Raw genomic sequence first — 18771 nt, forward strand, 5'->3', positions numbered from 1 at the left:
TTTACTCTGTATTTTTATTAGATAAATAGGTTGACGTTAGAATCTTCTGCTTCACTGAGATAGTAGCCGACGCCACCTACTTTGACGCCATCGAGGAGTTCTTCTTGTTTTAGACCCATGACATCTAGGGACATTTGGCAAGCGACAATCTGGATACCTGCATCCATAGCGGATTGAATCAGCTCTTCTAAAGAGGAGACGTTTTTATTCTTCATGACCATTCGCATCATTTGAGTACCCATACCTAGCATATTCATATTGGACAGCTTCAGCGCTTTGCTACCCCGCGGCATCATAAAGCCAAACATTTTATCCATAAATCCTTTATGGATGGGAATGTGTTCTGGTTTACGCAGAATATTTAGTCCCCAAAAGGTGAAGAATAAGGTAACTTTTTTACCCATAGCAGCGGCGCCATTTGCAATGATGAAGGCAGCCATGGCCTTGTCGAGATCGCCACTAAAAACAACAATGGTCTTATTGTCCTTGGCTGGAGCAAGGGTTTGCACGGGAGTTAGGTCAACCAGAGGAAGGCCGCCTTTTTTGATGAGAGCGGTAATTACACCTTTGGTCTTGCTTACCTCTAATAGGTGGTTATGAGTCCGTAAGCACCAAGCTTTCACATCTTCTGTAAAACCTGGATCAGAAGCAGTTACTTTTAGAATTTCATCCGTCTTCATTTCATCCATGGCCGATTTTAATTTCATCAGTGGCCCAGGACAAGACAATCCGCAAGCATCAAGGCTGCGAGTCACAGAAGTGGACGATGGGGTGGAGGCGGTTACTTTTTCAGTGGTGATTGTTTTTTTTCCCCTAGGCAAGAGGGGAGTAGCTGATTTAAAGCCGCCTGTCATATTTTTTACCTTAAAACCATTTTGACCTAGGATGCAAGAGGCAAGATAACCTTGTAGACCCATTTTGCAGTAAGCTAGGATGAGCTTATCCTTATCTAGTTCAGAGAGGCGTTGCCGCAATGTATCCAAAGGAATATTGATAGCTCCAGGTAGAGATGCGTTAGCAAATTCTAGGGGAGAGCGAACATCGAGCAGGATGGTCTCTTTAGGATCATAGTCTTTTAGGGATTCGTAGGTAAAGACTTCTGTGCGGTTGGCTAAAATATTTTCGGCGGCAAAACCTAGCATATTGACAGGATCTTTGGCTGAGGAATAAGGGGGAGCGTAGGCGAGTTCTAATTCAGTAAGGTCATAGACCGTTCCGCCGAGACGCATGGTTGTTGCAATGACGTCAATGCTTTTGGCAATACCTTCTACGCCGATTCCTTGGGCGCCAAGGATATGCCCTTCCTCATTGAAAAGGAGCTTTAAGGAAAATTGTAAGGCGCCAGGGTAGTAAGTGGCGTGGGAGAAGGGATGAACGTAGACGACTTGATAAGGAATACTTAGACGTTTTAAATTTCTCTCGTTATTGCCAGTAGTGGCACCCGTTAAGGAAAAGACTTTAATGATAGAGGTTCCTTGGGTTCCTTTAAAGGCGGAAGGGATACCGCAAATGTTATCAGCAACAATGCGTCCTTGCTTATTGGCGGGTCCCGCCAGAGGAATCGCGGCCCCTTGTCCGTTAACGAAATCTTTTACTTCGATGGCATCGCCTACGGCATAGATGCCGGGAATGGATGTTTCCATGTGGTCGCTGACCAGAATATGTCCGCGAGTACCGAGCTTTATGCCACTTCCTTTTATGAAACCAGTATCGGGAGCAACGCCAATGGCTAAGATGACAAGATCGGCAGTTAAGGTAGTTCCGCTTGCGAGTAGAACATCAAGAGTAGTGCCCTTTTCATGAAAAGATTTTACGCTGTCATTAAGGAGTAGGTGAATGCCGCTTTCTTCTAGTTCTGTTTCTAGCATAGCTACCATATCAGAATCGAAGGGGGCTAAGATATGAGGAGCCGCTTCGACCAAGGTGACTTCCATTCCTCGTTCTTTTAAGTTTTCTGCCATTTCGACGCCGATATAGCCGCCACCGATGACCACAGCACGTTGAATATTTTCTAGATTAACTTGTTCTTTGATGCTGTCCGTATCGGAAATGTTACGCAGGGTGAAAATTTTCTTGCTGTCAATGCCAGGAATGGGTGGTTTCAGAGGTTTGGCTCCAGGAGAAAGAATGAGTGCATCATAGGATTCTTCATAGCTCCCTTTAGTCTTACTATGGATTGTAACCTTTTTACTTTCAGGATGAAGTGCCATGACTTCACTATTGATTCGTACGTCGATATTGAAACGATCCTGCATTCCCTTAGGTGTTTGAACGATTAACTTTTCTCGTTCCTGAATCGTTTCACCGATATAATAAGGAAGACCGCAATTAGCAAAGGAAATGTGATCATCCCGTTCGAATAAGATGATTTCTGCGTGTTCATCTAGACGTCTCAGACGGGCAGCAGCAGAGGCACCGCCAGCTACACCACCCACAATGATTACTTTTTTACTCATGATAATACCTCCCTATTTTTTTAAGGAATATGATACTTTGGCCGTTGTTCTTTGTTTGGATCAGTTTTCAGTGGACTCGGCGAATAAAACCTTGACTAGCTGGACGACTCGTTGATCACAAATTTTATAATTAATTTCCAGGCCATTTCGTACGCCGATAATAATATTAGCTGATTTTAATTTTTGTAAATGTTGGGATACGGTGGATTGAGGCATCGCAAGACAATGTTGCATATGGGTGACGTTACACTCGCCTTTTTCAATCAGGCCTTTGACGATGCAAAGTCGAACTGGGTGGGCGAGAGTCTTAAGAATTTCGGCTAGTTCCGTATATTTTTGTAAATTGAGTTCCACGATTTTTTCACCTCGATAAATCTATATATTCGTATATTACGATATAATAATATAATTAAAATATAAGAATGTCAATAAAAAAATCTTCTTTGTCAAGTTGGCAAATTTTCAAGATACAATGCAAGATGGTAATATTGTTAAAATTTGTTCAGAAACATTTTAAAGGCTCGGCAATACCAGCTTGGTAATGTATAATAATCATAAAGTATTTTTAAAAAGGGAGTTTATTATGAAATTTGAAACGAAAGCCATTCATCTTGGCCATGAAGTTGATCCACTCACTGGAGCAATTGCAGCGCCATTGCACTTATCAACGACCTTTGAACGGGAAGCAGATGGAAGCTATCCCCGTGGTCATATTTATAGTCGCTTAAGTAATCCGAATCGAGATGCCTTAGAACGAAGTTTAGCGGGACTAGAAAATGGTGAGGGTGCGATTGCCTTTGCTTCAGGATTAGCAGCGATTACAAATGTATTTCAAGCATTATTGCCAGGTGATCATGTGATTGCTTCTCAAGATTTGTATCATGGAACAACACATATCCTGCAAGATATCTTTGAGCCATGGGGGCTAGAAGTTAGCTTTATTGATGTTACAGATACTTCTCAGTTAGAAGGGGCTATTCAGCCTAATACAAAGATGATATTCTTAGAAACACCTTCCAACCCACTGCTGAAAATCACAGATATTGCTGCAGTGGCAGACATTGCCCACAAAGCGGGAGCCCTTTGTGTTTGTGATAATACCTGGGCAACGCCTCTTTTACAAAGACCTCTAGACCTTGGTGCTGATATTGTTGTTCATTCAACAACCAAATATTTTGGCGGACACAGTGATGTACTGGGTGGGGCTACTATTTCTAAAGTTAAAGATGCTTTTTTTGATCGCATGCGTATGTTGCAACAGATTGGCGGAGCTGTTCCAGCCCCCTTTGATTGTTGGCTTGTATTACGAGGTATTCAGACCTTAAGTTGTCGTATGAAAAATCAATCAGAAAGTGCGTTTGCCATTGCTAAGTTTTTGCAAAAGCATCCTCATGTGGAGAAGGTATATTATCCTGGACTTGTAGATCATCCTGGACATGATATTGTGCTGAAGCAAATGAGCCAATTTGGCGGTATGTTATCATTCCAAATTAAAGGAAATAAGGAAGAAGCCTTAGCGTTTACTGGAAGACTAAAAATTATTCGTCGAGCAACTAGTTTGGGTGGTGTGGAGAGTTTAATTGAGCATCGCGCTTCGATTGAAGGACCGAATAGTAAAACACCTGATAATTTATTGCGCTTTTCCGTAGGTCTAGAAAATTTAGATGATTTATTGACTGATTTAGATACTGCCCTGACTCATAAATAAAAGAAAAGACAGAGATTGCTTTTGCGATCTCTGTCTTTTTTCTATTAATTATGTCCCATATGCTGCATATTCATAGGTGCATTGGGCATCCAGCCCATGATGGTTGGATCAACCATTCCGAAGACCATTGCTACATGAGCGACGACTAAAAAGATAATAATAAAGATGAAGTGAAGTTTCATTTTTTCATCATCAGATTTTTCTTTTCCGATTACGCCAAGTTCCAAGAGGGCGATACCAAAGAGGGGAATGACACCGCTCAGATAAGAACCAACGGCCAGTATATCTGCCATTCCGCGCCATTTGATGACTGGCACAACTGTTAACATTAAGTTCAGGAAGACCCCAAGGAAATAAAATCCTAATACGATTCCCAGTCGTTTATTCCATATTCGCCAGCTTCCGGCATGAGAACCGCGTAAATATACGGTGAAAAACTCCGTTGCTACAAGGGCTTCTGCTAAGGCAACAGGTATCACCATGTAAATAATTAAATTCCAAGGTTGATTGACCATTAATAATTCCATGTAATGAGTCATATTCACAATAAAACACCATCCTTTAAAAGATTTTCTTTAGTAAGTATACCGTTTAATTGTGAAGAAGTTGTGAAGAAGTGATGAATTTTTTATGCTTTTTAATAAAACATTCCTTGTTTTTAGGATTGTATTCGATTAAGATATTCAATAGTAACTTGATTAATATTGAATATGAAAAGGGTGACGATATGTTACATCAGTTCTCTAGAACAGAATTACTCATCGGAGAAGATGGGTTAGAAAAATTAAAACAAAGTAAAGTAGCTATTTTTGGCATTGGTGGTGTGGGATCTTATGCCGTGGAAGGTTTAGTTCGGGCTGGTGTAGGTAAGGTCGTACTCATTGACGATGATTGTGTTTGTCTTACGAATATCAATCGTCAATTAATTGCGACTCGTAAAACTGTGGGAAAACCGAAGGTCGATGTGATGAAAGAACGTATCTTGGAGATTAATCCTGAAGCTGAGGTAACGACTTTCCAGAAGTTTTATATGCCAGATACTGCTGAGGAATTAATTTTGGACGACTATGATTATATAATTGATGCCATTGATACGGTAACAGGGAAAATTGATTTGGTAGTCAAAGGTAAGGAAAGAAATATTCCAGTCATTAGTTGCATGGGGGCGGGTAATAAATTAGACCCAACTAAATTTGAAGTCGCCGATATCTCTAAGACATCAGTATGTCCTTTAGCGAAAGTGATGCGTAAAGAACTAAAAAAACGCGGTATTAAAGGATTGAAAGTGGTCTATTCGAAAGAAATTCCCCTCTCTCCAGAAGAGACCGAAGGGTCCAGTTGTGCAACATCCTGCATCTGTCCATCGGGCACCACGCGAAAATGTACGACTCGCCGTCAAATTCCAGGTAGTGTATCTTTCGTACCATCCGTTGCGGGCTTGATTATTGCGGGCGAAGTCATTAAAGATATTATTGCTGGTAAAAAGTAATTTTATAACTTGACAATAGAATGCTGATATGATAAATTCAAAATATAGTTTTTGATTACAGATTCTATTTGTAATTAAAATATTGTATATAATGTACAATATAATAAAAGAATTTATTTTAGTTGGTCAGATAAACTGAAGGCTGAAAATGTTTTATACATTTTTCGGCCTTTTTTTGTTTGCTAATAAATGGTAATGATAAATTGGAGGAATGAAAATGAGTAAGGAAAAAGAATTAAATCATTTAAGTTGTACAGATTGTAGTATTTATAATTGCAAAACTAGGAGTAAAACATTTCCTGGTTTCTGCTTAACGACAAAAGATAATGAAGGACATTCGATTGCAAATGATATTGAAGAAATCAAAGATTATTTACAAGGTGATGAACAGGATGCGATCGTAGCGAGAGCATCAGCTCAAGTCGAGGGATTGTTTTATGGGAAGCTAACTAGAGTCGAAGAAATTATTGAATTTGCGCATCGGATTGGTGCGAAAAAAATTGGTATTGCTACTTGTGCTGGTTTAATTGAAGAAGCTAAAATCTTTGCAGAGATTTTAAAAGCGAAAGGTTTACAATCCTACAGTGCAATTTGCAAAGTTGGCTCGGTGGATAAGGTGGAAATTGGAATATTAGAAGAACACAAAATTAGACCAGGTACTCATGAAGCCATGTGCAATCCCATATTACAAGCGCGGATATTGAATTACCAAAAAACAGACTTAAACGTAGTGGTTGGACTATGTGTTGGGCATGATTCTTTGTTTACAAAATACTCAGCTGCACTGGTGACTACCCTGGTTACCAAAGATCGAGTGACAGGACATAATCCAGTGGCTGCCTTGTATACTGCACATTCTTATTATAATCGTTTACGGCAACAAAAAGATTAAATGATAATGGGGGATATATTATGAAAAAAGCAAAAATAATGACCATCGGATTACTCTTATTGAGTATGATCTTGCTTTTAGCAGGTTGCCAATCATCTACAGTAGCTGATTCGTCAAAAAATGGCGGTAAAAGTGTAAAAAAAATAATTATAGGTACAGGGAGTGAATATAAACCCTATTGCTTCTTAGATGAGAAAAATAATTTAACAGGATTTGAAATTGAAGTTTTGAAGAAGGTCAATGAAAGGCTTCCTCAATATGAATTCGAATTTAAAAATTTTGATTTTAATGCAATTCTCATCAGTCTTGAGACGGGGAAAATAGATTTAGCAGCCCATCAATTTGAAGTCAATGCCGATCGAAAGAGTAAATATCTCTTTGGTGATGAAGGTGTGACTCTCTATGATCTTAAACTTGTTGTAAAAGACAGTGATAATAAGATTAATTCACTTGATGATCTTGCTGCGATTGGTGGTACTGTAGAAGTTGGTAAAGCTTCGTCCAATAAAACTGCCGTAGTCGACCGTTGGAATAAAGAACATGATAATAAATTAAAATTGATCCTTGAAGCGTCAGATACGACCATCACTCTGCAAAATATTGACTCAGGAAAGACAGATGCTTTTGTCAATATTCAAAGAAATGTCGATGCGTATAAAGCAACCTATGGTGCAAAAATTAAAACTGTAGGAGAACCCATCAGTCGTTCGAATTCCTACTATTTGTATCGTAAAAATGATGATACTGGTGCACAACTGAAAAAAGATGTAGATGCCGTATTAAAGACTCTGAAAGAAGATGGCACGCTTACCGAACTTTCGAAAAAATGGCTTGGCGGTGACTATATTCCTAAAAAATAAACAAGGGGTGGGTTTAGGGTGGAAAATATATTTCTATTGAGTTTATTTATGGATAGTTTTCCAAAACTACTATCCCGCCTGCACATAACGTTATACATTGTAGCCATTGCTCTCATATTGGGGATGTTATTAGGAACTTATATCGCGGTCGTACGTTTGTATAAAATACCTATATTATCACAATTGGCTGCCGCTTACGTCTCATTTGTAAGAGGGATTCCCATATTAGTTCTGCTATATATCGTGTATATTGGATTGCCCTTAGTCGTTGGTTTTTTTGGTCCTAATATTAATCGGTGGGATACTCTTATTTTCGTTATGCTAGCGTATGTTGTAAATACATCGGCCTTTTTATCGGAAATCATTCGATCCGCTGTTGCTGGCGTTGATATTGGCCAGACAGAAGCTGCGTATTCTGTGGGGATGACGCGTTGGCAAACCTTCAGACGAATTATTGCCCCTCAAGGGATACAGATTGCTATGCCAGCCCTAGGAAATACAATTGTATCTCTGCTTAAGGATACATCCTTAGCCTATACTTTAGGGGTCATTGATCTCGTTGGTGTTATCAAAGCCATTAGTAGCCATACCTATCGTTCTCTTGAAGCATATGCAGCAGCGGCCATTATTTTCTTTGTTTTGAGTTCTATACTAGAACAGAGTTTTAAATGGATTGAAAAGAAAATAGGTATAAGGAAACAAAATACGATGATTGGCAGGTGAGACCATGGGTTTTCAATTTGATCTTGCATTTTTGGTTTATGAACTGGGAGTGGGGATAAAATATATCCCCATTGTTCTTTTGTTGTCAATCGTACCGCTGATTATAGGGCTATTTTTTGGCACTGGGATTGGAATTATCAGGTTGTTTAAAGTGCGGGTGCTTGCACAGGTGTTGACGGTCATCGTAGTTTTTTTACGAGGAGTACCTCTATTGTTACAACTGACCATACTCTATCTAACGGTCACTTTGAGTTTTGATTCCTTTGCCCAATCTGTTGGTCTTACGATGACATCCAAGGATATTTCCTATACTTTGGTCGCTGTAATTGGTTTATCAATAAATGCCACTGTATATCTCTCTGAGGTTGTGAGGACAGCGCTGCAATCTGTTAATAGTGGTCAGTATGAAGCTGCTTATTCTGTTGGGATGACCTCTTGGCAAATGCTACAAAGAATTGTCATTCCCCAAGCTATGCCTGTAGCCATACCTTTAATCGGTAGCCAGTTTATTAGTCTTATTAAAGGATCAGCCATTGCTTCTTTGATTTCTGTCGTTGAATTGGTTAATGCCACACTCTTTGAGGCGAGTGGAAATTATAAATTTCTTGAAGCTTATCTAGCTTCGGCCATTATTTATTGGGCGCTGTGTATTTGTGTAGAATGGTTGGTCATATTTTTGCAGAATCGAATTGGAGTATATAGTAAGGGCGGGGTCGTATGATTGCAGTGAAAGGATTACAAAAAACATTTGGTACACAGCAAGTTTTAAAGGGGATTGACCTGACAGTAGAGAAAGGTGAAGTGATTGTACTTTTAGGTCCGAGTGGTTCTGGCAAAACAACTTTTTTGCGATGCCTAAATTTTTTAGAACGCCCTGATGAGGGCGAAATTACAATTGGAAATACTCATGTTGATTGTAAACATGTGACTAAAAATGAAATACTTAAAATCAGAAGAAATACAGCCATGGTTTTTCAATTGTATAATCTTTTTAAAAATAAAACAGCGCTTGAAAATGTAATGGAAGGGCTGGTCATTGCCAGGAATATGGCAAAGGCAGAGGCTGAGAAGATAAGTCGAGAACTTCTTGACAAAGTGGGACTTTTAAATAAGTATGATGCATATCCCAGCCAATTATCAGGTGGACAGCAACAACGTGTTGGCATCGCAAGAGCCCTAGCTTTGAATCCAGAAGTCATTCTTTTTGATGAACCGACTTCTGCCTTAGATCCTGAACTTGTTGGTGAAGTACTTAGTGTCATGAAAAAAGTAGCCAAGGAAGGCCTAACGATGATTGTTGTTACCCATGAAATTTCTTTTGCGCGCGATATTGCTAGTCGAGTCATCTTTATTGATGGTGGAGTCATTGTAGAACAAGGTACACCTAAAGAAGTTCTATCTCATCCTAAAGAAGAACGAACAAAGCAATTTTTAAAAAGAATTTTACCTGAATCAGATTATTCAATATAAAAATAAGTGAGGATATTGTAAGATGACAAGAAATAATGGAATTTCTGACTTTGATCAAATTATATCTCGTCAAACTACGGGGAGTGTGAAATGGGATGCCTTAGGTAAGATATTTGGCAGTGAAGACTTATTGCCTCTTTGGGTTGCTGATATGGATTTCCCGTCACCTGAAGCTGTAATTGCCAAATTAAATCAGCGTGCGAGTCACCCCATATATGGGTATAATACGCAAGAAGCATCTCTCTATCAGTCAATCATTGATTGGGTTAAACGTCGCCATGGCTGGGAGATTGAAAAAGACTGGATTTTAGTCGCTCCAGGGGTTGTACCATCAATTGTTTTGTCAATCCTAGCTCTCTCTGAGCCCGGTGATGGTGTAATCATTCAGCCTCCCGTATATCCGCCTTTTTTTGCCTCGATTAAAGATAATGATCGTCAAGTCATTGAAAATCCCCTTATTAATAAAGGGGGGCACTATGAAATTGACTTTGAAGATTTGGAAAAAAAGCTTTCAAACCCTAGTAATAAGTTATTCTTATTGTGCAGTCCTCATAATCCCGTTGGACGTGTGTGGACGAAAGAAGAACTAAAGAAAATTTATGAACTATGCCAAAAATATGAAGTTGATGTTTTATCCGATGAGATACACAATGATTTAGTATTTCAAGGACACCGCCATACTGTATTTGCTTCCCTTGGCACGCCAGTTTGCAAACAAAGTGTGACTTTTATGGCTGCTAGCAAAACTTTTAATGTTGCAGGACTCAACTTTGCCTTTATGATTGTTCCGTGCAAGCGTAGGCGCGGACTGATTCAGGGGTGGATGAATCGATTGCATTTGAATCGCAATAATCTTTTTGGCGTCCTTGCCACTGAAACTGCTTACCAAGAAGGTGAGCAGTGGCTAGATTCCTTGCTTTCCTATCTTGAAAAAAATGCAGATTTTTTAGTTGAATTTGTTCAAACAAGATTACCTCATATCAAAGTGACTAAACCGGAAGGAACTTATTTGGCATGGCTTGATTTTCGCGCATATTTTACAGATGCAAAAGAATTAGAAGATTTTCTTGTGCATACAGCTAAAGTCGGTTTGAATCCAGGCAAAAATTTTGGCAGCCAAGGTGAGGGGTTTGCTCGAATTAATCTTGGGACGCAGCGCAGTGTGTTGCTGGAGGCATTAGAACGAATCGAAAAAGCATTACGAACAAAAAGTAGTACTAATGATTGACATGGATAAAAAAGGATGATATAGTTATATAAAATTACACATTTAAAGCTGATCAGAGAACTGAAGGCTGAAGAATTTTTTCGTATTTATGCGAAAAAGATCTTCGGCCTTTTTATGTTTCTAAAAAAATGGTCATCGTGTATGTTGCTTCTGGTGGTATGATTAAATAAATTATTGGAGGAGATATTATTATGGCTTTACCTGAAAATTTACGATTTGCGACTTTATCAGTTCATGGAGGGCAAGAACCTGATCCGACGACAGGATCTCGGGCTGTACCGATTTATCAAACCACATCCTATAATTTCCGCGATAGTGAACATGGTGCTAATCTTTTTTCTCTCAAAGAATCAGGAAATATCTATACTCGTATTATGAATCCTACCACTGATGTATTTGAAAAACGGATTGCCAAATTGGAAGGTGGCGTTGGAGCCCTCGCTTTTGCTTCAGGGCATGCAGCTATTAATGCGGCGATTCTTAATATTGCTGGTGCTGGGGATGAAATTGTTAGCTCAGCTAGTTTGTATGGCGGTACATATAATATGTTTAGTTATACCTTGCCCCGTCTGGGTATAAACGTAAAACTTGTTGATCCTAGTGATCCAGAAAATTTTCGACTTGCCATTACTGAAAAAACGAAAGCAATCTATGCTGAAACAATTGGTAATCCAAAGATTGATATTCTTGATATTGAAAAAGTGGCTAACATAGCTCATGAGCATGGCATACCGTTGATCATTGATAATACTTTAGCCAGTCCATATTTGGTTCGTCCGATTGAGTTTGGTGCAGATATTGTTGTACATTCTGCCACTAAATTTATTGGCGGGCATGGCACCTCTATGGGCGGCGTGGTTATAGACGGTGGGAAATTTGATTGGGCAAATGGTAAATTCCCTTCTCTAACGGAACCAGATCCTAGCTATAATGGTTTAGTTTATACGGAAGCTTTAGGAGCATTAGCCTATATTATACGTCTTCGTATTCAAGTTTTACGAGATTTTGGAGCGACAGTCAGTCCTTTTAACAGCTTCTTATTTTTACAAGGATTAGAAACTTTGCATCTAAGAATGGCTCGTCATAGTGAAAATGGCTTGGCCGTTGCTGAATATTTATCCACTCACGAACAAGTTAGCTGGGTTAGTTATCCTGGTCTCAAAGGGAATGAAAGTTATGAACTAGGACAAAAATACTTACCGAAAGGGGCAGGCGCTATCTTGACCTTTGGTATTAAAGGTGGCTTGGAAGCCGGTAAAAAGTTCATTGATTCCTTAAAACTATTTTCAATTCTTGCTAATGTGGGAGATTCAAAATCCCTTGTGATTCATCCTGCTAGTACGACTCATTCTCAGCTCACTTCTGAGCAACGAGCAGCTGCTGGGGCTCCTGATGATATGATTCGTTTATCCGTCGGAATTGAGGACGTGGCAGATGTCATTGAAGATCTTGCGCAGGCCTTAGCAAGTGTTAAGTAAAAAGTCTGTTTTTCATGAAAGTGGTTTATTACACTGATGTAGTAAAAGGCTAAGAATAATACTCTTAGCCTTTCCCTTTTCTTCACAACGGATAGATAGGGGGAAAGAACGTGATTCAACCAAGAAAGAAGGAAATGTATGATGAGTAACTTAGAGGAAATAAAGCAGCAGATTGTTGAATACGCCAAAGGGATGGGAGCTAGTTTGGTTGGCTTTGCACCCCTAGAAAGATGGAAAGAATCGAATGAAGTACATCCGAGTTATCATCCAGATGGAATATGGTCTGAGGCTAAAACCGTCATCGTTTTAGGAGTTCCCATCTTGCTTCCGATTTTAGAGACTACACCTTCAATCAATTATGTAGAACAATATGATACATCGAATGTCATGCTTGACCAAATTGCGTATCGTTTAGCAATCTATTTAAATGATCTAGGCCATGCATCGATTTTTTTACCTCGTGATGGTTATGGAAATATTGAAATCTTAATTGATAAACCAGTAGCAGCCTTTAGCCATGTATATGCGGGAAAGTATGCAGGTTTAGGCACAATCGGCTACAATAATACCTTATTAAATGAAAAATATGGCCCTCGTGTGCGGTATGTTTCAGTTTTTACTGATCTTAGTTTACCTGGGGATTCCTTAGTGGAAAAAGAACTTTGTAATGGATGCCGTGTATGTCAAAAACTTTGTCCGTCTAGGGCTTTTACAACTCGTGATAACGAAGTTGTTGCCAAAATGGATAAAGTGGCTTGCGCTCGTTATCATGCAGATCTTAAACATGAAAATCGCTATCCCTGTGGTATTTGCATTAAAGTCTGTCATGTTGGCAAAGATCGTCAACTATATAAAAGTAACAATATCAAACTTTACTTAGAGGAAAAAGAAGCCATTCAGAAAAATCCAGACGATCCTCGATATCGAGGATGGGTTCATTGCCGAACTCATGGTTCAAAAGGCGATCGGAAATTTTAGTTTGCAAAGAAAAATCTAGGGGGTGAAAGTTGTGGGGGACTTATCTGTCGAAGGTGCTAATATTATTGTAAAAAACGTTAATAAAAATTTTAAGACAAAAAACAAAGAAGTGAATGCCTTACAAAATGTAAATTTGCATATTCAAAAGGGCGAAATTATTAGTATTATTGGTTCTAGCGGTTGTGGTAAAAGTACCTTGCTTCGTATTATTGCTGGCCTAGATGTAGAATATGATGGCGATGTGCAACTCAATGGACAAAGAATTGTCGGTCCAGGAATCGACAGAGGTATCGTATTTCAAGAACATCGATTATTTCCTTGGCTTACAGTCGAAGAAAATATAGCTTTTGGTTTGCAAAGTGTACCTGTAGCCGATGCAAAACAGACGATAAAAGAACATATTGAACTGGTAGGTTTGCAAGGTTTTGAAAAATCATACCCTCATCAATTATCTGGTGGGATGGCTCAAAGGGCATCGATCGCTAGGGCTTTAGTGAATCGTCCACAAGTATTGATCTTAGATGAACCTTTCGGTGCATTGGATGCATTAACAAAAATGCAGATGCAGCAAGAAGTTTTGCGGATTTGGGAAGTTGAAAAGATGACAATGATTTTGGTAACTCACGATATTGACGAAGCTGTATTTTTAGGTGATCGAGTTATCGTAATGTCTGGAGGGCCAGGGCGAATCAAAAAAAATATCCCTGTAGAATTACCTAGACCTAGGGATCGCAATAGTTACGAATTTAGTCAATTTCGTAAGATTGTCTATCAGGAGTTTTTTGCGGAGCAGCAACAGCAACCCTTTGCATATGTGATTTAATTGAAAAAGAGAAAGAGGTAATGGATATGTTTAAAACGATACGATCATTGGGAAAAAGAGTAATACCAGCGGCATTTTTATTAATCTTAACGGTGCTCTTGCTAACAGGTTGCGGCAGTGCAACGACTAAAGACAAAACAGCGTCAATTAAACTTGATTATGCATATTATAATCCGTTGAGTTTAGTGTTAAAAGAAAAAGGCTGGCTCGAAGAGGAATTTGCTAAAGATGGAGTTAAGGTTGAATGGGTTCAGAGTTTAGGTAGTAATAAATCATTGGAGTTACTCAATGGAAGTAGTGTAGATTTTGGCTCGACGGCTGGTGCTGCGGCTTTAATTGGTAAAGCGAATGGTAACCCCATTAAGTCTGTATATGTATATTCTAAACCAGAATGGACTGCCCTCGTGACAAGACCTGATTCTGGAATTAAAACTGTCGCCGATTTAAAAGGAAAAAAAGTAGCAGTGACGCGAGGAACTGATCCTCACATTTTTCTGCTACGGGTATTAGAACAAAATGGTTTAACGGATAAAGATATTCAACTCGTTGCCTTGCAACATCCCGATGGTAAAAATGCGCTGGAAAAAGGTGATGTGGATGCATGGTCTGGGCTCGATCCATTAATGGCCCAAGAAGAAGTAGAAAAAAATGGTCAGTTATTTTTCCGCGATGCGAATCTAAATACTTATGGAGTTTTAAATGTGCGTGAAGCCTTTGCGCAAAAAAATCCTCAATATGTGGAAAAAGTATTACGTGGTTACGAGAAAGCACGCAAGTGGGCTCTTGCAAATCCAGCAGAGTACCAAAAGATCGTAGAGAAAGAAGCAAAATTGAGTGAAGCAGTTGCTGCCAAGGTCTTAGGTCGAACAGATTTGAGTAATTCAGTCATTGGTGAAGAACAAAAAACAGCCATAATTGCAGCTGGTAATATACTGTTGAAAAACGGTATTGTCAGTCAGGGGACTGACATAGGAAAAGTAGTCAGTGATTTAATTGATTCTCAGTATATTAATAAAATCTCGAAGGAGTAGGTGAATCGAATGGTGGAAAATTCGGAGCAAGCTACCCGCCAAGGGAACATTCATTCATTAACTACTAAAGGGAAAACAACCGGATTTTTGCAACCAGTCCCAGAAATTCGCCTAGGATGGTTATTAGGATGGATTGTACCATTCATTAGTTTAATCACGTGGGAATTGTTGTCTAGAAATGGTGTAGTACCGACTAATTTATTGCCAGCGCCATCCGTTGTGCTGAAGGCAATCTATGATTTAGCAGTGCGTGGAGAACTCGTCAATCATATTACGATTACTCTTTTTCGTGTGGTCGTCGGTTTTGCGATTGGCACTGTCATTTCAACTATATTAGGGGCAGTGACTGGTTATTCTTCTCGATACCGGCGTTTATTAGATCCCACATTACAGGCGTTACGTAATATTCCTTCCATGGCGTGGGTACCCTTGTTTTTATTATGGATGGGTATTTATGAAACTTCAAAAATCACATTAATTGCTGTCGGTGTATTATTTCCAGTCTATCTCAATTTGATGAGTGGAATTCAAACTGTAGATCGTAAACTCCTTGAAGTTGGTAAAGTATTTGGACTCAGTTCTTTTCAGATGATTAAACAAATTATTATACCAGCTACCTTGCCGGCATACATTATTGGGCTGCGCAGTGGTCTGAGTTTGGGCTGGATGTTTGTTGTCGCAGCAGAAATTATGGGAGCTAGTCAAGGCATCGGTTTTTTAATGATTGATGGGCAAATGACTGGTCGGCCAGCTATTATCTTAGGTAGTGTTATTTTATTTGCGATTTTTGGTAAACTGACAGATATGGCGCTAGCTTATATAGGTAGTTATGTTATTCGGTGGCAAAAAATATAAATAGTTAACCAATGTGCTGGTCAGTAAAGACTGAAGGCTAAAGAAGGCGAATGCCATTTCTTTAGCCTTCAGTTTTTTGATTTTATAAAAAAGAGGAGATTGTTTAAGATGTTAAGTTCTAAAGAACGATTACTCACAGTGCTAAAGGGAGAAAAAGTCGATCGTCCACCAGTGATATGTACGGGCGGAATGATGAATGCGGCTACCGTTGAGATTATGGATAAGACTGGTCATACTCTGCCAGAAGCTCATAGTGACTCACAGTTAATGGCTGATCTTGCTGCTGATATCTATGAACAAACTGGGTTTGAGAATATTGGAATTCCCTTTTGTATGACAGTTGAAGCCGAAATTTTGGGGAGCGAAGTCACTTATGGAACGTTAGCGTGTGAACCCAAAATTACTAAAGAAGTTTTTGCGACAGCGAGTGACGTTACTATACGAGATATTGATGATATGTTAGGTAGTGGACGGGTTGGGACAGTGGTGGAAGCTGTAGGGATACTCGCCAAACGCTATCCTAATGTACCTATTATCGGTAATTTGACAGGGCCTATTAGTACCGCAGCGTCTTTAGTCGATCCAGTATCTTTGCTCAAAGAATTGCGCAGAAAACCCGAAGATTGCCATAAGGTATTAGAGTATGTGACGCAACTATTAATTGCTTTTGCTAAGAAAATGATTGCAAATGGTGCTACGGTTATTGCCATTAGTGATCCGACTGCTACGGGTGAGATATTAGGACCTAAGAACTTTCGAGATTTTGCTCTTCCTTATATTAATCGTATTGCTGATGCAGTACATGAAGAAAATGTTCCCATATTGCTACATATTTGCGGCAATATGAACGCTGTACGTTCTCTTATAGCGGAAATAAGAAGTGATGCGATCAGCACGGATGCCATTGTTAATTTGCGAGAACTCAAAAACCATATTCCGAAACTTACGACGATGGGGAATGTGAGCACCTATCTATTGGAATTTGGAACAAGTGCAAACGTAGGGAATCAGGTTCGACGTTTGGTGAAAGATGGAGTGAATATTATTTCTCCTGCCTGCGGATTAAGTACATCAACTTCACTAAAACTGATAAGGACTATGACGGATGCCGTTAAGGAGGGGTAAAGGCGATGGGGAAAATCACATTTCATTATGCAAAACAGACGACGAGTATTGACGTTTATGCAGATGAAACTCTTTTGTCAGCTGCAAAACGAGCGGGACTTATGATTGACTCACCTTGCAATGGCAATGGAACATGCGGTAAGTGTAAGGTAAAGGTGTCGGTTCCTGGTAAACCGCAAGAGATCGTGCTAGCTTGCAACACGGATGTTCAGAATGATGCAGTGGTAGAAATTATTGAATGCCAAGATAATGGAAATCTTCAAATCAAGCATGATGGTTTGGCATCAACTGTAGAAATCGACGCTAGAATTCATAAGGAATATAGTAGAGAGAGGGATGTAACTCGTGTTTATCGCAATGGGCAATTGATTGTTGAAGAACGCGGTAATACAGAGAGAGAAAGTTATGGTTTGGCAATTGATATTGGCACAACAACATTGGTTGTTGCTCTTGTTAACTTATTAACTGGTCAAGAACTTGCTACAGTAGGAGCACTTAATCCTCAAAGTCGGTTGGCGCAAGATGTATTATCCCGAGTTCGATATGCTTCAAAGGAAGAAGGTTTATTGGAAATGAATCAACTTTTGATTGAAGAACTCAATCAGATGATTGGGCAAATAACGACAGACGCTCAGATTTCTTCTGAGCGTATCTATGAACTAGTATTCAGCGGTAATACTTGCATGCTGCATTTAGCGACAAATACCAATCCAGTCACCCTTGGAAAGTATCCATACACTCCTATTGTCAGAGGTGGAAATTCCTTGTCAGCAAAGGAACTGGGATTTTATCTTGCAGACGGTGCACAAGTGTATTTGCCGCCGATTATTTCTGCCTATGTAGGAGGCGATATTACATCTGGGATTCTTGTTGCACGTTTGGCTGAAAGAGAGGGAACTAGCTTATTTATCGATATTGGAACGAATGGAGAAATTGTATTAGCAACCAATGGAAAATTAGTTGCTACGTCAACTGCTGCTGGACCGGCTTTTGAAGGAATGAATATTTCTTTTGGTATGCGGGCTGCTCCAGGTGCGGTCGAAGGATTTGAGCTAACTTCAGAGGGGCAAAGTATCGTCAAAACGATTGCAGATCAAGTGCCTGTTGGGATATGCGGTAGCGGTCTACTCGATATTGTAGCTGCTATGGTAAAGAAAAAGATAATTAGTAAAAATGGGAAATTTAATAAAGAGATTACTGAACCATTTAGTCCTTTCGTAACAGAGATCAATGGAAAAAAAGTTTTTAATGTTGCAGAAGGAGTATTCTTATCTCAACCTGATATAAGGCAGGTACAATTAGCCAAAGGTGCCATCCGTGGTGGAATCGAAGCTCTTCTTGCCTATCAGGGGTTAGTCGGTGCACAGGTAGATAGAGTACTCATTGCTGGATCTTTTGGTTATCACCTTAATCCGGAAAGTTTGATCGAAATTGGCTTGCTACCTGAGGCGTTTAGAGGCAAAATAGAATTTTTGGGTAATACTTCGAAGAGTGGTGGTCAAGAACTACTTATCAATAAAACCTCACGACTAGAAATTAAACAAATTGTTGAGGAGATTGCCGTATTAGAATTAGCAACGATTGATAACTTTGATCGATTGTTTGTTAAATATTTAGAGTTTACCATGGCAAGCTAATAAATCAAAAACAGGAGG

Annotated in this window: 18 protein-coding genes; 15 read left to right on the forward strand and 3 right to left on the reverse strand. The window is 39.4% G+C overall.

All coding sequences use genetic code 11. The features are described from left to right. Window positions 1–17: 17 nt before the first annotated feature. Window positions 18–2456 carry a CoA-disulfide reductase gene (locus tag ACAN52_RS06020; RefSeq protein WP_378953539.1) on the reverse strand — a complete coding sequence of 813 codons (2439 nt, stop codon included), beginning with the start codon at window positions 2454–2456 and terminating at the stop codon, window positions 18–20. Window positions 2457–2516: 60 nt separating this feature from the next. Next, window positions 2517–2810 (reverse strand): ArsR/SmtB family transcription factor, encoded by a 294-nt coding sequence (locus tag ACAN52_RS06025; RefSeq protein WP_378953541.1) that lies wholly within the window; start codon window positions 2808–2810, stop codon window positions 2517–2519. A gap of 229 nt (window positions 2811–3039) precedes the next feature. On the opposite strand from ACAN52_RS06025, the gene ACAN52_RS06030 reads away from it, so the two are divergent. Continuing rightward, window positions 3040–4164, forward strand: coding sequence for a trans-sulfuration enzyme family protein (locus ACAN52_RS06030; protein WP_378953543.1), 1125 nt, complete (start codon window positions 3040–3042; stop codon window positions 4162–4164). A 44-nt stretch (window positions 4165–4208) separates the two neighbouring features. Here ACAN52_RS06030 and ACAN52_RS06035 read toward each other — a convergent pair whose 3' ends face one another. Next, window positions 4209–4709, reverse strand: a complete 501-nt coding sequence (locus ACAN52_RS06035; protein WP_378953545.1) for a DUF6803 family protein — start codon at window positions 4707–4709, stop codon at window positions 4209–4211. A 182-nt stretch (window positions 4710–4891) separates the two neighbouring features. Between ACAN52_RS06035 and ACAN52_RS06040 the strand changes: the two genes are divergently transcribed. The 14 genes from ACAN52_RS06040 to ACAN52_RS06105 all read left to right on the forward strand — a co-directional run bounded on the left by ACAN52_RS06040 (window position 4892) and on the right by ACAN52_RS06105 (window position 18753). Next, a complete protein-coding gene (locus tag ACAN52_RS06040) occupies window positions 4892–5653 on the forward strand; it encodes a ThiF family adenylyltransferase (protein ID WP_378953547.1) in 762 nt (253 codons plus the stop codon). Window positions 5654–5870: 217 nt separating this feature from the next. Beyond that, on the forward strand, window positions 5871–6545 hold the full coding sequence (locus tag ACAN52_RS06045) for a DUF1847 domain-containing protein (protein WP_378953549.1): 675 nt from the start codon (window positions 5871–5873) through the stop codon (window positions 6543–6545). A 20-nt stretch (window positions 6546–6565) separates the two neighbouring features. After that, the gene (locus ACAN52_RS06050; RefSeq protein ID WP_378953551.1) at window positions 6566–7405 is read left to right on the forward strand and encodes a transporter substrate-binding domain-containing protein; all 840 of its coding nucleotides are present in this window, start codon (window positions 6566–6568) and stop codon (window positions 7403–7405) included. Window positions 7406–7423: 18 nt separating this feature from the next. Beyond that, on the forward strand, window positions 7424–8128 hold the full coding sequence (locus tag ACAN52_RS06055) for an amino acid ABC transporter permease (protein ID WP_378953553.1): 705 nt from the start codon (window positions 7424–7426) through the stop codon (window positions 8126–8128). A 4-nt stretch (window positions 8129–8132) separates the two neighbouring features. Then, complete coding sequence (locus ACAN52_RS06060) at window positions 8133–8849, forward strand: amino acid ABC transporter permease (protein WP_378953555.1); 717 nt, start codon at window positions 8133–8135, stop codon at window positions 8847–8849. Then, complete coding sequence (locus ACAN52_RS06065; protein ID WP_378953557.1) at window positions 8846–9598, forward strand: amino acid ABC transporter ATP-binding protein; 753 nt, start codon at window positions 8846–8848, stop codon at window positions 9596–9598. The genes ACAN52_RS06060 and ACAN52_RS06065 overlap by 4 nt, the downstream gene beginning before the upstream one ends. Window positions 9599–9620: 22 nt before the next feature. Then, complete coding sequence (locus tag ACAN52_RS06070; protein ID WP_378953559.1) at window positions 9621–10826, forward strand: MalY/PatB family protein; 1206 nt, start codon at window positions 9621–9623, stop codon at window positions 10824–10826. 191 nt (window positions 10827–11017) lie between these two features. Next, entirely contained in the window at window positions 11018–12304 is a 1287-nt protein-coding gene (locus ACAN52_RS06075) for a homocysteine synthase (protein WP_378953561.1), read from the forward strand. A gap of 138 nt (window positions 12305–12442) precedes the next feature. Beyond that, window positions 12443–13282: an epoxyqueuosine reductase gene (locus ACAN52_RS06080; RefSeq protein ID WP_378953563.1), complete on the forward strand. Its 840-nt coding sequence runs from the start codon at window positions 12443–12445 to the stop codon at window positions 13280–13282. 31 nt (window positions 13283–13313) lie between these two features. Then, window positions 13314–14105: an ABC transporter ATP-binding protein gene (locus ACAN52_RS06085; protein ID WP_378953565.1), complete on the forward strand. Its 792-nt coding sequence runs from the start codon at window positions 13314–13316 to the stop codon at window positions 14103–14105. Between the two features lie 26 nt (window positions 14106–14131). Beyond that, on the forward strand, window positions 14132–15136 hold the full coding sequence (locus tag ACAN52_RS06090; RefSeq protein WP_378953566.1) for an aliphatic sulfonate ABC transporter substrate-binding protein: 1005 nt from the start codon (window positions 14132–14134) through the stop codon (window positions 15134–15136). A 9-nt stretch (window positions 15137–15145) separates the two neighbouring features. Next, window positions 15146–15991, forward strand: coding sequence for an ABC transporter permease (locus ACAN52_RS06095; protein ID WP_378953567.1), 846 nt, complete (start codon window positions 15146–15148; stop codon window positions 15989–15991). Between the two features lie 108 nt (window positions 15992–16099). Beyond that, window positions 16100–17116, forward strand: coding sequence for an MtaA/CmuA family methyltransferase (locus tag ACAN52_RS06100; protein WP_378953568.1), 1017 nt, complete (start codon window positions 16100–16102; stop codon window positions 17114–17116). Window positions 17117–17121: 5 nt separating this feature from the next. After that, on the forward strand, window positions 17122–18753 hold the full coding sequence (locus tag ACAN52_RS06105) for an ASKHA domain-containing protein (protein ID WP_378953569.1): 1632 nt from the start codon (window positions 17122–17124) through the stop codon (window positions 18751–18753). Window positions 18754–18771 lie beyond the last annotated feature (18 nt).

This window comes from Pelosinus sp. sgz500959, assembly GCF_042610375.1.
Classification (GTDB): Bacteria; Bacillota; Negativicutes; order DSM-13327; family DSM-13327; genus CTSoil-075.

Coding starts and splice junctions, on each gene's coding strand:
- ACAN52_RS06020 (WP_378953539.1), bottom strand. CDS start 2,456: ATGAGTAAAAAAGTAATCATTGTGGGTGGTGTAGCTGGCGGTGCCTCT.
- ACAN52_RS06030 (WP_378953543.1), top strand. CDS start 3,040: ATGAAATTTGAAACGAAAGCCATTCATCTTGGCCATGAAGTTGATCCA.
- ACAN52_RS06040 (WP_378953547.1), top strand. CDS start 4,892: ATGTTACATCAGTTCTCTAGAACAGAATTACTCATCGGAGAAGATGGG.
- ACAN52_RS06045 (WP_378953549.1), top strand. CDS start 5,871: ATGAGTAAGGAAAAAGAATTAAATCATTTAAGTTGTACAGATTGTAGT.
- ACAN52_RS06050 (WP_378953551.1), top strand. CDS start 6,566: ATGAAAAAAGCAAAAATAATGACCATCGGATTACTCTTATTGAGTATG.
- ACAN52_RS06060 (WP_378953555.1), top strand. CDS start 8,133: ATGGGTTTTCAATTTGATCTTGCATTTTTGGTTTATGAACTGGGAGTG.
- ACAN52_RS06065 (WP_378953557.1), top strand. CDS start 8,846: ATGATTGCAGTGAAAGGATTACAAAAAACATTTGGTACACAGCAAGTT.
- ACAN52_RS06070 (WP_378953559.1), top strand. CDS start 9,621: ATGACAAGAAATAATGGAATTTCTGACTTTGATCAAATTATATCTCGT.
- ACAN52_RS06075 (WP_378953561.1), top strand. CDS start 11,018: ATGGCTTTACCTGAAAATTTACGATTTGCGACTTTATCAGTTCATGGA.
- ACAN52_RS06080 (WP_378953563.1), top strand. CDS start 12,443: ATGATGAGTAACTTAGAGGAAATAAAGCAGCAGATTGTTGAATACGCC.
- ACAN52_RS06090 (WP_378953566.1), top strand. CDS start 14,132: ATGTTTAAAACGATACGATCATTGGGAAAAAGAGTAATACCAGCGGCA.
- ACAN52_RS06095 (WP_378953567.1), top strand. CDS start 15,146: ATGGTGGAAAATTCGGAGCAAGCTACCCGCCAAGGGAACATTCATTCA.
- ACAN52_RS06100 (WP_378953568.1), top strand. CDS start 16,100: ATGTTAAGTTCTAAAGAACGATTACTCACAGTGCTAAAGGGAGAAAAA.
- ACAN52_RS06105 (WP_378953569.1), top strand. CDS start 17,122: ATGGGGAAAATCACATTTCATTATGCAAAACAGACGACGAGTATTGAC.